Source organism: Microvirga thermotolerans (assembly GCF_009363855.1).
Taxonomy (GTDB): Bacteria; Pseudomonadota; Alphaproteobacteria; order Rhizobiales; family Beijerinckiaceae; genus Microvirga; species Microvirga thermotolerans.
Map to the genome: position 1 here is coordinate 311,039 of NZ_CP045423.1, position 12,309 is coordinate 323,347.

A 12,309-nucleotide genomic window follows, 5' to 3' on the forward strand; every position below is an offset into this window, starting at 1 on the left:
TCCATGCCCGTCGCCGGCGCGAACGCCCCCATCCGCATCGTCGCAGCCGTGATCCGCGACGCGGCCGGGCGGATCCTCCTCGTCCGCAAGCAGGGCACGCAGGCCTTCATGCAGCCCGGCGGCAAGCGCGAGCCCGGCGAGGACGACGCGGCGGCCCTCGCCCGGGAGCTCCGCGAGGAGCTCGGATGCGCGGTCCGGCCGGGTTCGCTGCGCTACCTGGAGACGCTCACCGCTCCCGCGGCCAACGAGGCGGGGCGCCTGGTGGAGGCGGCGCTCTATGCCGCCGCCGTCGAGGGACGGCCCGCCGTGTCGGCCGAGATCGCGGAGATGCGCTGGATCGACCCCTCGGCCCCGCCGGACATCGTGCTCGCGCCCCTCACCCGCGAGGGCGTGCTGCCCCTCCTGCGCAGAGAGACGGCGGACCGCTGAGCGGCCCGCGCCGGTCCGCGTCGCCCGCTCCGCTTCGCGGGGTCGGCCGGGAGGCCTTCAGAGTTCCAGCACCGCCGTGACGGGAGCATGATCCGAAGGACGCTCCCAGCCGCGGGTTTCCTTCGTCACGTCGATGCCGCGCAGGGTGCCGGCGAGGTCGCCGGAAAGCCAGATGTGGTCGAGGCGGCGGCCCTTGTCGGCGGCGGCCCAGTCGGGCGAGCGGTAGCTCCACCAGGAATAGATCTTTTCCGGCTCCGGCCGCAGGTGCCGCATGGCGTCGGTCCAGCCCGCCTCCTGGCGCAGCTCCTCCAGGGCCTCGGTCTCGATGGGCGTGTGGCTCACCACGTCGAGGAGCTGCTTGTGGCTCCACACGTCGTGCTCGAGGGGCGCCACGTTCAGGTCGCCCACCAGGATCGCCGGGGCGGAGGCGGGCCGCGAGCGGCCGCCCCAGGCCCTGAGCTCCTCCATGAACTGGAGCTTGTGGCGGAACTTCTCGTTGAGGTCGGCATCCGGAATGTCGCCGCCGGCCGGGACGTAGAAATTGTGGATCGTGACGCCGGAGGCGGCCTTGGCCTCCGCGAGGGTCACGGTGATGTGCCGGGCGTCCTGGCGGCCGCACATCTCCATGGTCGAGGTCTGGGAGAAGGGGTAGCGCGAGAGGATCGCGACCCCGTTGTAGCCCTTCTGCCCCACATGGACGACGAAGGGATAGCCGAAGGACTGGAGTTCCTTGAGGGGGAACTTGTCGTCCGGGCACTTGGTCTCCTGCAGGCACAGGACGTCGGGGCGGCGCTCCGCGAGGAAGCGGCGGACATGGTCGATCCGCAGGCGGACGGAATTGATGTTCCAGGTGGAGACGGTGAGATTCACGGCGCGAACGTCCTGTAGCCTCGATCTCCTTCGGCTACGACAGTTTGCGTCGCAAGGGAAGGGCGCCGGGCGCCGCCCGCCCCGGCGCTAGCGGTTGTTGCCGATCACCGGCGCGTTCGGGATCCGGAACAGGGCCTGGTCGATGGACCGGCCGCGATTGGCCTTGTTCAGGGTCACGACGGTCTGGAAACCCTGCGGGTCGGTGATCCGCCACTGGGTCAGGTTCTGCACCTCGGGATCGAAATAGAGCGCGATGCGGGACGTGCCGCCGAGGGTCGAGCTGTCCTCCAGATTGATGCGCACCGAGTTCGGATCGCTGGAGATGCCGGTGACGGCGATGTCCTGGCCGAGATTGACCCGCTCCCGGAGCAGGAACTTCAGGGGCGTCTGCTGGATGAAGTAGAGGTCCTGCGTGTTGAGCTTCTTGTCCCGCACGGCGACGGAGGTGCCGTCGGCGATGACCTCCAGGGTGGCGGGCGGGTCGTATTCGAAGCGCAGCTTGCCGGGGCGCTGCAGGTACAGCGTGCCGCCGAGCCTGCGGCCGTCGCCGCCGACCTGGGTGAAGTCGGCCACGAGGGTGCTCAGGTTGGTGAAATAGGCGTTCGCCCGCTCGAGGATCTCGCGGTTCGACAGGGGCTGCGCCGGCGGCTGGACCTTGGCGAGCGCTGCGGGGCCGACCGCCGCGGCCATCACCGGGCGCGGCGCGATCTCCACGGGCTCGGCTACGGGCACGTCCCTGAGGGTCGCGGGGCGCACGGGCGGCGGCGGCAGGGGCGCGACCTGCGGGACGGCGGCGGAGGCCTCCTTCACCGGCTCCGCGGGCTTGAGCGTTTCGGGTCTGGAGGCATCGGCCGCTGCGGGCCGGGCGGTCCTGCGCGGATGGAACGCGGCGGTGGCGGGGGGCGCCGCCGTCAGGGTGAAGCCTTCCGCTGCCGAGGCGATGGTCGCGGGTGCGGTCGGGGACACGGCCTTCGGCGGCTGGAACAGCTCGTAGGGAAGCACCTGGGCCGCAGCCGGCGCCGCTCCCGCGCCGAGGGCGGCGAGGATCGTCGCGAGGCGGATCGGGCGGGAAAGGCGCATCCGGAACATTCCTTGCATCTCAGGTCGGGCGCTGCGCTAGCCCCCTCATGTGGCCAATCGATGACGCGCTGCCCAGGGCCAAGGTTCCGGCTGCGTCGATTCGAGCCACCTCATTCGTCGCCCATGTCCGGCGTTTCGAGGAGGATCTCGCGCTTGCCGGCATGGTTGGCGGGGCCGACGATGCCCTCCTTCTCCATGCGCTCCATGAGCGAGGCGGCGCGGTTGTAGCCGATCTGCAGCCGCCGCTGGATGTAGGACGTCGACGCCTTCTTGTCGCGCAGGACCACCGCGACCGCCTGCTCGTAGAGATCGCCGCCCGGCGCTCCGAACTCGCCCTGGTCGAAGACCGGCGAGTCGCCGCCCGCGCCGCCCTCGTCCTCGTCGGCGGTGACGGCTTCCAGATATTGCGGCCGGCCCTGTCGTTTGAGGTGGGCGACGACCTTCTCGACCTCCTCGTCGGAGCAGAACGGCCCGTGCACGCGGGTGATGCGCCCGCCGCCGGCCATGTAGAGCATGTCGCCCTGGCCGAGAAGCTGCTCGGCGCCCATCTCGCCTAAGATCGTGCGGCTGTCGATCTTCGAGGTCACCTGGAAGGAGATGCGGGTCGGGAAGTTCGCCTTGATCGTGCCGGTGATCACGTCCACCGACGGGCGCTGGGTCGCCAGGATCACGTGGATGCCCGCCGCGCGCGCCATCTGCGCCAGGCGCTGGATCGCGCCCTCGATCTCCTTGCCGGCCACCATCATCAGGTCGGCCATCTCGTCGACGATCACCACGATGTAGGGCAGCGGCTCGAGGTCCATCGCCTCGTCCTCGTAGACCGCCTGGCCGGTCTCGCGGTCGAAGCCGGTCTGGACGGTGCGGGTGATGACCTCGCCGCGGGCCTTCGCTTCCGAGACGCGGGCGTTGAAGCCGTCGATGTTGCGCACCCCCAGCTTCGACATCTTCTTGTAGCGGTCCTCCATCTCCCGCACCGCCCATTTGAGCGCCACCACCGCCTTCTTCGGATCGGTGACGACGGGGGTGAGGAGATGCGGGATGCCGTCGTAGACGGAGAGCTCCAGCATCTTCGGGTCCACCATGATCAGACGGCATTCCTCCGGCTTCAGGCGGTAGACGAGGGACAGGATCATGGTGTTGATGGCGACCGACTTGCCCGAGCCGGTGGTGCCGGCCACCAGCAGGTGCGGCATGCGGGCGAGGTCCGCGATCACCGGCTCGCCGCCGATCGTCTTGCCGAGGCAGAGCGCGAGCTTCTGCTTGGTGGTCTCGAAGTCGTGGCTCGCCAGGAGCTCGCGCAGGAACACCGTCTCGCGCTTGTGGTTCGGCAGTTCGATGCCGATGGCGTTGCGCCCCTGCACCACGGCGACGCGGGCGGAGACCGCGCTCATGGAGCGGGCGATGTCGTCGGCGAGCGAGATGACCCGCGAGGACTTGGTGCCGGGCGCCGGCTCCAGCTCGTAGAGCGTCACCACCGGGCCCGGGCGCACGTTGATGATCTCGCCCTTCACGCCGAAATCCTCCAGCGTGCCTTCGAGGAGGGCGGCGTTCTGCTCGAGCGCGTCCGCCGAGATGGCGGGCGCCTGCGGCTTCTTCGGCTCCGCCAGCAGGCCGAGGGGAGGAAGCTGGTACTCCCCCTCGTCGAGGAAGGAGGGCTGCGCCTCGCGCACGATGCGCTTGCCGGGCTTCGGCGCCGCCGGCACGGGGGCGACCCGCGAGGGCGGCGGCTCCGGCGCGGCGCGGCCGGGGCCAGGAGGCGGCGCCTCGTCCCAGCCCTCGTCGTCCTCGTCGTGGAGGGGGGCGGCGGCGGGAGCGGGCTTCGGCCGCCGGGGGGCGTCGTCGAGGATCGGCTCGCGGCGGGTCCAGATGGCGTCGGGAGCGCCGCGCCGGGCGGTGCCGCCCGCCGGAACCGCCGCCTCCTCGCCGAGGCCGGCCGCGGCCCGCTTCTCGGCCCAGCGGCGGGCGGCGGCGCGCAGGCTCATGAAGCCGTGGGCGAGGGCGCCGAGGGACACGATGCCCCAGCCCGGTTCGTCCCGGCCGGGATCCTCGGCCTCGTCCCATTCGGCCGCCCGGCCGCGTCCGCGCCGGGGAGCCGCCGGCTCGTCCAGGTCGTCCAGCTCCTCCCTGTGGCGCTCCTCCGAAAGGCCGAGGCCGCCCGCGGCGCTCAGGGAGAGGATCGCGACCGCCGCGAAGACGAGGCCCAGCACCGCGCTTCCGGAACCGCTGGACAGTCCGGTCACCGCCTTCCCGGCGGCGAGGATCGCGTCTCCCACCACCCCGCCCAGCCCGGTGGGCAGGGGCCAGCGGTCGGTGGCGGGCAGGGCGCTGGCGAGGGCGGTCGCGGCGCCGGTGCCGATGATCCAGAGGGCGAGGCGCAGCTGCGCCCGGCCGAGATGGCCGGACTTCATCTGCCGCCAGCCCCAGAGGGCGAGGGGCAGCAGGGCGGCGATGGAGCCGAGCCCGAGGAGCTGCATCAGGAGATCGGCGACGATGGCGCCCGGCCAGCCGAGCAGGTTGCGGACCGGGGCATCGGTGGCGTTGTTGAGGCTCGGATCGTCCACCGACCAGGTGGCGAGGGCCGCGGCCACGGCGCCGGCGAGGACGAGCAGGCAAAGGCCGATCATCTCCTGGGCCCGCCGGGCGACGAAGGCCCGCAGGGCGCTGGAGAGACCGTCATAGGCTGACGAGGAGCGGCGTGCCGTGCGCATCGAGAACCCTGGATCGCAATCTCATTCCACGAAATCGAACTGCGACCATACGGGAATGGGGTTAAGGGTCCTTTAACCCTAAGGGCGCCGCGTCTCCCGTTGACGCCGCGCCCCGGAGGCACCAGTGTGCACCCCATGACGCGCAGGGCATTCATCGGGCGGTGGCAGCGGGCCGGGATCGTGGCCGCGCTCGCCTATGCCCTGGCGCTCCAGGCGCTCCTGCTCTCGTTCGGCGGCGCCCTCCATGCCGAGGCGGGCCTCGCGGAAGGCATCGTCTGCACCCGGGCCGCCGGGGATTCCGCGCCCCACGCGCCGGCGCAGGCTCACGATGCCCTGTGCTGCATCCTCAGTTGCCAGGCTGCGGCCGGTTCCGCCGCGCCGGAGCCCGTGCCGGCGGGCTTTGCCCATCCGCCCGCCCGCCCCACGGTTCTCGCCTTCCTGCCGGAGGCGCCGTCCTCCGTCGGGACCTCCGGCCTCCCGCCCGTCGGTTCGCGCGCACCGCCGCGCCTGGGTTGACCGATTCGCCTCGCGATCGCGCCTCCAACCCAGCCACAGGAACCCTCATGAAATCGATTCCCCTTGCGGCCGCCCTCGCTGCGGCCTCCTTCGCCATGGCCGCGCCCGTCCTCGCCCATGTCTCCTTCGAGACCGCGCAGGCGGCGGCGAATTCCGCCTACAAGGCCGTGCTGCGCGTGCCCCACGGCTGCGACGGCCAGCCGACCCTGAAGATCCGCGTCCGGATCCCGGAAGGCGTCATCGACGTGAAGCCCATGCCGAAGGCCGGCTGGACCCTCGAGACCGCGAAGGGCGCCTATGCCCGCTCCTATCCCCTGCACGGCGAGCCGGTGGCCGAGGGGGTGAAGGAGATCGTCTGGACGGGGAGCCTCGACGACGGCTTCTACGACGAGTTCGTCTTCCAGGCCCGCTTCACGGACGCCTTCCAGCCCGGCGCGACGGTCTACTTTCCGGTGATCCAGTCCTGCAGCAACGGCTCGGAGCAATGGACCCAGGTGCCCGCCGCGGGCCAGGACGCCCATTCCTTGAAGTCGCCCGCCCCCGCCGTGCGCATCGCCGCTCCCGCCGGGGCGCCGGGGCCGGTCAGGGCGGGAAGCCTCCTCATCGAGCAGCCGTGGTCGCGGGCGACCCCCGGCGGCGCGAAGGTGGCCGGCGGCTACCTGCGCATCACGAACGAGGGCCGGGAGCCCGACCGGCTGACCGGCGGCTCGTTCCCGCTCGCGGAGCGGGTCGAACTGCATGAGATGTCCATGGCCGACAACGTCATGCGCATGAGACAGGTGGAGGGCGGGCTCGTCATCGCGCCGGGCCAGACCGTGGAACTGAAGCCCGGCGGCTCCCATCTCATGTTCATGGAGCTGAAGGAACCTCTGAAGGACGGCCAGCGGGTGAAGGGCACCCTCGTGTTCGAGAAGGCCGGTCCGGTCGAGGTGGAATACACGGTGCTCGGGATGGGCGGCCAGGGCGGCGGGTCCGGCGCCATGCCGGCCGGGCACAGGCACTAGGCGGGGAGGTTTCCGATGGCGCTCAAGCGATCGCTTCTCCTGCCGCTCGTCGTGTTCCTGACGGCGGCGCTCGTGCTCCTCGTCACCCTGCTCCTGGTCCTGCCGGATCCGAGGCCGTCGGGCACGGCCTCGCGCGTGCCCATCGGCGGTCCGTTCCAGCTCACCGACCAGGAAGGCAGGCCCTTCTCCAGCGAGGCGCTGAAGGGCAAGCCCTTCGCCCTCTTCTTCGGCTTCACCCATTGTCCCGAGGTGTGCCCCACGACCCTCTACGACCTGACGCAGGATCTCGAGGCCCTGGGCCGGGACGCGGACCGGCTGAACGTGGTCTTCGTGACCGTCGATCCGGAACGGGACACGCCTGAGCCGATGAAGACCTACCTGTCGTCCTTCGATCCCCGGATCGTCGGCCTCACCGGGACGGCGGACGAGATCGCCGCCGCCGCCAAGGCCTACAAGGTCTACTACAAGAAGGTTCCGACCGAGTCCGGCTACACCATGGACCACACGGCGACGATCTTCCTCATGGACGGCAAGGGCGACTTCGTCGCGGCCTCGAACTTCCAGGAGCCCCAGGAGGTCCGGCGCGACAAGCTGAGGAAGCTCGCGAGGAACGGATAGCCCGTCCCCTTCGCACGTCATGGCCGGACGCGATCCGGCCATGCACGTCTTCTCACGGCAGTGCTGCAAAGACGGGGATCGCCGGGACAAGCCCCGGGGATGACGGCGGTGGAGTGGAAGAGGGGTGCTGCGCTGCCCGCGCACGCTGCGATCCGTGGAGGAAGAGAGCAAGGCCCCAACGGCAACCGAACTGGCGACGCGGAGTACGACGGAAACGAAGAAGCCCCGGCCGTGCGGCCGGGGCTTCCCGTTCGACGATCTCCCGGCTGGTTTCCTCCGTCGCCGGACAGTTCAGTAGTTGTAGGCGCGCTCGCCGTGATCGGCGAGGTCGAGGCCCTCGCGCTCCGCCTCGTAGCTGGCGCGCAGGCCCACCGCGAGATCGACGAGCTTGTAGAGGACGAGGGAGCCCGCGCCGGTCCACAGCAGGGTCGTGGCCACCGCGACGAGCTGGATCCAGACCTGTCCCGCGATGGAATATTCGCCCGCGCCGTAGCCGCCGAGGGAGGGCGCGGCGACGATGCCGGTGCCGATGGCGCCGACGATGCCGCCGACCCCGTGGATGCCGAACACGTCGAGGGCGTCGTCGTAGCCGAGGGCGTTCTTCACCATGGTGACCGCCACGTAGCAGACCAGGCCGGCGGCGAGGCCGAGCGCGATGGAGCCCATCGGTCCCGCGAGGCCCGCCGCGGGGGTGATCGCGACGAGGCCGGCCACCGCGCCCGAGGCGATGCCGAGGAGCGAGGCCTTGCCCTTCTCGATCGCCTCCGCCGCCGTCCAGGCGAGGCCCGCCGCGGCGGGCGCCAGGATGGTGTTGACGAGCGCGAGGGCGGCGGCGCCGGTCGCTTCCAGGTTCGAGCCCGCATTGAAGCCGAACCAGCCGACCCACAGCAGGCACGCGCCCACGAAGGTGAGCGTCAGGGAATGCGGGGCGAGCAGGTCGCGGCCGTAGCCGATGCGCTTGCCGACCATGAGCGCGCCGATCAGGCCCGCGACGCCGGAATTGATGTGCACCACCGTGCCGCCCGCGAAGTCCAGGGCGCCGAGCCTGAAGAGATAGCCCTCGGAGAACCACACCATGTGGGCGACGGGCAGGTAGACGAAGGTCAGCCACAGGGCCGTGAACAGCATCACCGCCTTGAACGTGATGCGCTCCGCGAAGGCGCCGACGATGAGCGCCGGGGTGATCGCCGCGAAGGTGAGCTGGAAGGCGACGAAGGCGAATTCCGGGATCGCCACGCCCTTGGTGAAGGTGTCGGCGGTGGAGCCCGTCGTCACGCCTGCGAGAAACGCCTTCGAGAAGCCGCCGACGAAGGCGCCGATCCCGCCGGGGCCCGCGGTGAAGGCCAGGGAATAGCCGTAGAGGACCCACAGGATCGCCACGAGGCTGAACACGGAGAACACCTGCATCAGCAGCGACAGCATGTTCTTGGTGCGCACCAGCCCGCCGTAGAACAGGGCGAGGCCGGGAATGGTCATGAGGACCACCAGGACGGTCGAGACGAGCATCCAGGCGGTGTCGCCCTTGTCGACGGTCGGCGCGGCATCCTGCGCGAGCGCCGGGCCGAGGGCGGCGAGGGTCGGGACGGCTGCGCCCGCAAGGGCGGCGAGAGAGGTGCGGATCTTCATCGGTTCGGAACTCCGGACGGAAGGAAGGATGAGGGGATCACAGGGCATCGGCGTCGGCCTCGCCCGTGCGGATGCGAACCGCCTTTTCGAGAGGCACGACGAAGATCTTGCCGTCGCCGATCTGGCCCGTGCGGGCCGCGAGGGCGATTCCCTCGATCACCTGGGGAACGATCTCGGCGGGCACCGCCACCTCGATCTTCAGCTTGGGCAGGAAGCTCACGGCATATTCGGCGCCGCGATAGATCTCCGTGTGCCCCTTCTGGCGTCCGTAGCCTTTCACCTCGGTCACGGTGAGGCCGTGCACGCCGAGGGAGGTGAGCGCGTCGCGGACCTCCTCCAGCTTGAACGGCTTGATGACCGCCATCACGATTTTCATGGGCCAAAACCCCCTTCTCGAAGCGCCCGGCGCCGGCCTCGTCGGCCGCCCGGGGAGATGCCTGGATCCGCCCCGCGGCGGGTCCCGACCGAGGATCAAGCAAGAACCGTGCCAGGGCCGGCCGCCGGGGAAACGGGCCGGCCGCGGGGGATGCGTCCGGAAAATCGGGCAGACGGGCCGATCCGTGCCTAAAATTGAGGCAACGGCTCGCGTGCCTCATGGGAAGGTCCGGCCTTGCCATCTCGGGACGAGGCCTTAGGCTGGTCGCAAGCGTCGCCGAAGAAGACGCGGGAAACGCCCCAGTCCATGCCTGCCACCGAGTCCCCTGCCGAGACCGTCCCCGCCATCGCCCTGCGCAACGTCGCCATCACCTTCGGCCCGAAGGGAACCGGCTATCGCGCCGTCTCGGCCATCGACCTCTCGGTCGGGCCCGGCGAGTTCATCGCCGTGGTCGGCCCGACCGGTTGCGGCAAGTCCACGCTCCTCAACGCCTCCGCCGGGCTGCTGAAGCCCTCGGACGGGGAGGTTTCGATCTTCGGCGCGCCCCTCCAGGGCCTCAACCGGCGGGCCGGCTACCTCTTCCAGCAGGACGCGCTCATGCCCTGGAAGACCGCCCTGCAGAACGTCGCGGTCGCCCTGGAGCCGCAGGGTGTCGCCGCCGAAACGGCGCGCGAGAAGGCGCGCCTGTGGCTCGGCCGCGTGGGCCTTTCGACCTTCGTGGACCGCTATCCGCACATGCTCTCCGGCGGGCAGCGGAAGCGCGTCGCCCTGGCGCAGATGCTGATCCGCGATCCGGAGATCCTGCTCATGGACGAGCCCTTCGGGCCCCTCGACGCGCAGACGCGGCAGATCATGGGCAACCTGCTGCTCGACCTCTGGGCCGCGAACCGCAAGGCGGTGCTCTTCGTCACCCACGACCTCGAGGAGGCCATCGCGCTCGCCGACCGGGTGGTGGTGATGTCCGCAGGCCCCGCCGCGCGGATCATCGGCGACTTTCCCGTCACGCTGCCGCGCCCGCGCGACATCGCGGAGGTGCGGCTGGAGCCGTCCTTCCACCACATCCACCGGGAGATCTGGGCCAGGCTGCGCACGGAGGTGCAGAAGGCCTACGCGCAGGGCGAGGGAGCGACGCCGTGACGATTGAGCCGCCATCGCCGTCCCGGGGGCGGCGCCGCAATGAGGGAGGAGGAGAGACTCCATGAACCGCGTCAGGCTCCTTGCGCTCCAGCTCCTGGTCGGCATCGCGTTCCTGCTGCTCTGGCACGTGTTTACGGCCTATCCGATCCTCGCGCCCGTGAAGCAGGCGCAGTTCTTCTTCTCCAATCCCGCCGACGTGCTGGCGCGGGCGTGGAAGGAGTTCGCCACCGGCGAGATCTGGCGCCATCTCGGCATCACGCTGCTCGAGACCGTTCTGGCCTTCGCCTTCGGGGCGGCGGGCGGCATCCTGTTCGGGTTCCTGTTCGCCCGCCGCGACATGCTGGCGGCGGTGTTCGACCCCTACATCAAGGCCGCGAACGCCCTGCCGCGCGTGGTGCTCGCGCCCATCTTCGCCCTGTGGTTCGGGCTCGGCATCTGGTCGAAGGTGGCGCTCGGCTTCACGCTCGTGTTCTTCATCGTGTTCTTCAACGTGTACCAGGGCGTGCGCGAGGTGAGCCCCGTGGTGCTCGCCAATGCGCGCATGCTCGGCATGAACGAGCGCCAGCTCCTGCGCCACGTCTACTGGCCGGCGGCGCTGACCTGGATGTTCTCGTCGCTCCACACCTCCGTGGGCTTCGCGCTCGTCGGCGCGGTGGTGGGCGAGTATCTCGGCTCCTCCGCCGGGCTCGGCTACAAGATCCACGAGGCCGAGAGCGTGTTCGACGTGACGGGCGTCTTCGCCGGGATGCTGATCCTGTCGGTCTTCGTCATCCTCATCGACATGGTGGTGACGGCGATCGAACGGCGGCTCCTCGTCTGGCGCCCGGGCCCGTCGACAGGCGGGCCGGGCTGAGCGATCCTTTTTGTCCAACAACCGCAACGGAACAGGGAGACGACCATGGAACGCCGCACATTCCTGATCGGCACGGGCGCCGCGGCCCTTGCCGCGGGGCTCGGCCGCACCGCCTTCGCGCAGGACAAGCCCGAGAAGACCAAGGTGACGCTCGGCGTCGGCGGCAAGCCGCTGCTCTACTACCTCCCGCTCACCGTCGCGGAGCGCCGGGGCTTCTTCAAGGAGGAGGGGCTCGATGTGGAGATCAACGATTTCGGCGGCGGCGCCAAGTCGCTCCAGGCGCTGATCGGCGGCTCCGTGGACGTGGTGACCGGCGCCTACGAGCACACCATCCGCATGCAGGCCAAGAGCCAGGACGTGCGCGCCGTCACGGAGCTCGGACGCTTCCCGGCCATCGTGATCGCGGTCAGGAAGGAGAAGGCCGGGCAGATCAAGTCCGCGGCCGACTTCAAGGGCCTCAAGATCGGCGTCACGGCGCCGGGCTCCTCCACGGCGCTCACCACGCAATACGCCATGGTGAAGGCGGGCCTGAAGCCGACCGACGCCGCCATCATCGGCGTCGGCTCGGGCGCGAGCGCGGTCGCGGCCGTGCAGAAGGGCGAGATCGACGTGATCGCCCATCTCGATCCGGTGATCGCCAAGCTCGAAGCGGACGGCGACATCGCGATCCTCATCGACACGCGCACGGAGGCCGGGACCCGCGCCCTGTTCGGCGGCTCGAATCCGGCCGCGACCCTCTACACGAAGAAGGATTTCATCGATGCCAACCCGGCGACGACCCAGCGCCTCGTCAACGCTTTCATGAAGGCGCTCAAGTGGCTCCAGGGCGCGAAGCCCGAGGAGGTGGCCGAGACCGTGCCGCCCGAATACTACCTCGGCGACAAGCCGCTCTACATCAAGGCGGTGCAGAACTCCCTGGAGAGCTATTCCCGCACCGGCATCGTCCCGCCGGACGGCATGGCGAGCGTGATGGACATGCTCAAGACCCTGGATCCGGAGCTGAAGGACGCGAAGGTCGACCTCGCGGCCACCTTCGACGACCGCTTCGTCAGGAAGGCGGCCGGCTGAGACGCGCGACAGCGGGGCGGGCGG

At 70.3% G+C, this 12,309-nt stretch carries 12 protein-coding genes; 7 read left to right on the top strand and 5 right to left on the bottom strand.

The window, feature by feature from the left end; all coding sequences use genetic code 11:
* Positions 1 to 3: 3 nt before the first annotated feature.
* Complete coding sequence (locus tag GDR74_RS01455) at positions 4 to 429, top strand: NUDIX hydrolase (protein WP_152584638.1); 426 nt, start codon at positions 4 to 6, stop codon at positions 427 to 429.
* 57 nt (positions 430 to 486) lie between these two features.
* On the opposite strand, the gene xth is transcribed toward GDR74_RS01455, so the two are convergent.
* The 3 genes from xth to GDR74_RS01470 form a co-directional block, all read right to left on the bottom strand.
* Positions 487 to 1,299 carry an exodeoxyribonuclease III gene (gene xth, locus GDR74_RS01460; protein ID WP_152584639.1) on the bottom strand — a complete coding sequence of 271 codons (813 nt, stop codon included), beginning with the start codon at positions 1,297 to 1,299 and terminating at the stop codon, positions 487 to 489.
* A gap of 87 nt (positions 1,300 to 1,386) precedes the next feature.
* The gene (locus GDR74_RS18310; protein WP_246179822.1) at positions 1,387 to 2,379 is read right to left on the bottom strand and encodes a LolA family protein; all 993 of its coding nucleotides are present in this window, start codon (positions 2,377 to 2,379) and stop codon (positions 1,387 to 1,389) included.
* Between the two features lie 110 nt (positions 2,380 to 2,489).
* Complete coding sequence (locus tag GDR74_RS01470) at positions 2,490 to 5,087, bottom strand: FtsK/SpoIIIE family DNA translocase (protein ID WP_152584640.1); 2,598 nt, start codon at positions 5,085 to 5,087, stop codon at positions 2,490 to 2,492.
* A 135-nt stretch (positions 5,088 to 5,222) separates the two neighbouring features.
* On the opposite strand from GDR74_RS01470, the gene GDR74_RS01475 reads away from it, so the two are divergent.
* The 3 genes from GDR74_RS01475 to GDR74_RS01485 are packed head-to-tail and all read left to right on the top strand — an operon-like array spanning position 5,223 to position 7,225.
* Positions 5,223 to 5,603 (top strand): hypothetical protein, encoded by a 381-nt coding sequence (locus GDR74_RS01475; RefSeq protein ID WP_152584641.1) that lies wholly within the window; start codon positions 5,223 to 5,225, stop codon positions 5,601 to 5,603.
* Positions 5,604 to 5,650: 47 nt separating this feature from the next.
* On the top strand, positions 5,651 to 6,607 hold the full coding sequence (locus GDR74_RS01480) for a DUF1775 domain-containing protein (protein ID WP_194164598.1): 957 nt from the start codon (positions 5,651 to 5,653) through the stop codon (positions 6,605 to 6,607).
* A gap of 15 nt (positions 6,608 to 6,622) precedes the next feature.
* Positions 6,623 to 7,225 carry an SCO family protein gene (locus GDR74_RS01485; protein WP_152584642.1) on the top strand — a complete coding sequence of 201 codons (603 nt, stop codon included), beginning with the start codon at positions 6,623 to 6,625 and terminating at the stop codon, positions 7,223 to 7,225.
* Between the two features lie 291 nt (positions 7,226 to 7,516).
* Here GDR74_RS01485 and GDR74_RS01490 read toward each other — a convergent pair whose 3' ends face one another.
* Both GDR74_RS01490 and GDR74_RS01495 read right to left on the bottom strand, forming a co-directional pair.
* On the bottom strand, positions 7,517 to 8,851 hold the full coding sequence (locus GDR74_RS01490) for an ammonium transporter (RefSeq protein ID WP_152584643.1): 1,335 nt from the start codon (positions 8,849 to 8,851) through the stop codon (positions 7,517 to 7,519).
* A 37-nt stretch (positions 8,852 to 8,888) separates the two neighbouring features.
* Positions 8,889 to 9,227: a P-II family nitrogen regulator gene (locus tag GDR74_RS01495; protein WP_152584644.1), complete on the bottom strand. Its 339-nt coding sequence runs from the start codon at positions 9,225 to 9,227 to the stop codon at positions 8,889 to 8,891.
* 306 nt (positions 9,228 to 9,533) lie between these two features.
* Between GDR74_RS01495 and GDR74_RS01500 the strand changes: the two genes are divergently transcribed.
* The 3 genes from GDR74_RS01500 to GDR74_RS01510 all read left to right on the top strand — a co-directional run bounded on the left by GDR74_RS01500 (position 9,534) and on the right by GDR74_RS01510 (position 12,285).
* Positions 9,534 to 10,364 (top strand): ABC transporter ATP-binding protein, encoded by an 831-nt coding sequence (locus tag GDR74_RS01500; protein ID WP_152584645.1) that lies wholly within the window; start codon positions 9,534 to 9,536, stop codon positions 10,362 to 10,364.
* A 61-nt stretch (positions 10,365 to 10,425) separates the two neighbouring features.
* A complete protein-coding gene (locus tag GDR74_RS01505) occupies positions 10,426 to 11,217 on the top strand; it encodes an ABC transporter permease (protein WP_152584646.1) in 792 nt (263 codons plus the stop codon).
* Positions 11,218 to 11,262: 45 nt separating this feature from the next.
* Entirely contained in the window at positions 11,263 to 12,285 is a 1,023-nt protein-coding gene (locus GDR74_RS01510) for an ABC transporter substrate-binding protein (protein WP_152584647.1), read from the top strand.
* The last annotated feature ends 24 nt before the right edge of the window (positions 12,286 to 12,309 follow it).